The organism is Micromonospora sp. NPDC005367, from assembly GCF_040606825.1.
In the GTDB taxonomy this organism is placed as follows: domain Bacteria; phylum Actinomycetota; class Actinomycetes; order Mycobacteriales; family Micromonosporaceae; genus Micromonospora.
In genome coordinates, this window is record NZ_JBEXFP010000114.1 from 1 (window position 1) to 1279 (window position 1279).

Here is a 1279-nt window from a genome sequence, read left to right on the forward strand (position 1 = left end):
CCAAGATCTGGCCACCTTGAGGGGCACGGCCACCGCCCGCACGCGCACCAAGCCCCGCACGAGACGCGGCACCAGTCGCGGCCGGGGACAGCCACACGGAGGGACCAACCGATGACCGACGACACCCAGTACCGCCAGATGGTCCGCCAACTCTTCACCGGGGGGCGAGCCGAGCTGGACGACCTGGACCCGGGCGAGCCGGACAGCCGGCAGGGCAACCACGTGCCCCGCGAGGGCGGCGGCATGGAGCAACGACGGCCCGCCGACTACGACGACCGCAACTACGTCGGCGAACTCTTCGGCGTCCACCCCAACCAGCGCAACCTCCACCAGGGCGGCGAAGAAACCTTCCGCGACTGGACCCGCGAACTGTTCGCCCGAGCCGGCATCCACTCCGAGTGAACAACCCAGCCGGCGCCATCACAACGATCATCAACTGAAGGGACAGACCAGAGTGAACACCGACGCCATCATGGTCAACGCGACCATCCAGCAGATCCGCCAGCACTACCCGCACCTCGGCCTCCAGGTGCCCGACGGCATGGCCGACGCCATCGCCCAGATCGACGCCGAAAGCGACCAACCGCAGTACACCGTCGACCCCGGCGAGCTGCGCGCCGCCGTGGCCACCGCTCACGAAGCTGGCGAAGACCCCGCCACCGACGAGGCCGTCCGAACCGCGCTGGCCCGCTACCAGCTGGCCAGCCTCAACCTTGGCCCGACGCCTGCCAGCCGGGCCGAGCGTCGCGCCGCCGTGCTCCACACGCACATGGACGCCATCCTCACCGACCTGACGTGGGTCGTCGACCAGGGCGACGCCGTGCTGACCCGCGTACGCGAGGCCGGGGTCAACCCCAATGAGCCCTTCATGGCCGGGAACGCCACCCGGGTGGCGTTGTGGGAGGAGGCGCAGGAAGCCCTCAACCGCATCACGCACGCCGGGAAGTTGTGGGGGCTGCTCGTCGCTGCCTTCCGCCTCGTCGAACGGCCACAGGCCCGCCGGGCGCTGATCCTCGCCGACCTCACCCCCGAGCAGTTGTTCGCCATCGACGGCCGAGACCTGCTCGCGGCAGCCCGAGCCGGGCACCCGCTCAAGCTGGCCACCCCCGAGGGGTTCAAGCAGCGATCCAAGCGGGTCGACGAGCACCTGGCCGCTGAGGCGGCACGGCTGGAGCGCGAGCGCAACGGCCAGCGAGGCAAGGCGGCGGCCTAGGGCCAACGGGGGTGGGGGAGGTCCCCCCACCCCCGCCCCCTTCCGCACTTCCCGGCTTAGGCGTCC

At 71.0% G+C, this 1279-nt stretch carries 2 protein-coding genes; both read left to right on the forward strand.

What is annotated here, in order from left to right; genetic code table 11:
* The first annotated feature begins 111 nt into the window (after positions 1-111).
* Complete coding sequence (locus ABZS42_RS31975; RefSeq protein WP_355151679.1) at positions 112-402, forward strand: hypothetical protein; 291 nt, start codon at positions 112-114, stop codon at positions 400-402.
* 52 nt (positions 403-454) lie between these two features.
* Complete coding sequence (locus ABZS42_RS31980) at positions 455-1213, forward strand: hypothetical protein (protein WP_355151681.1); 759 nt, start codon at positions 455-457, stop codon at positions 1211-1213.
* Positions 1214-1279: the final 66 nt, after the last annotated feature.

Bases quoted from the DNA above. Each gene is read 5' to 3' on its own strand.
- ABZS42_RS31975 (WP_355151679.1), top strand. From the start codon at position 112: ATGACCGACGACACCCAGTACCGCCAGATGGTCCGCCAACTCTTCACC.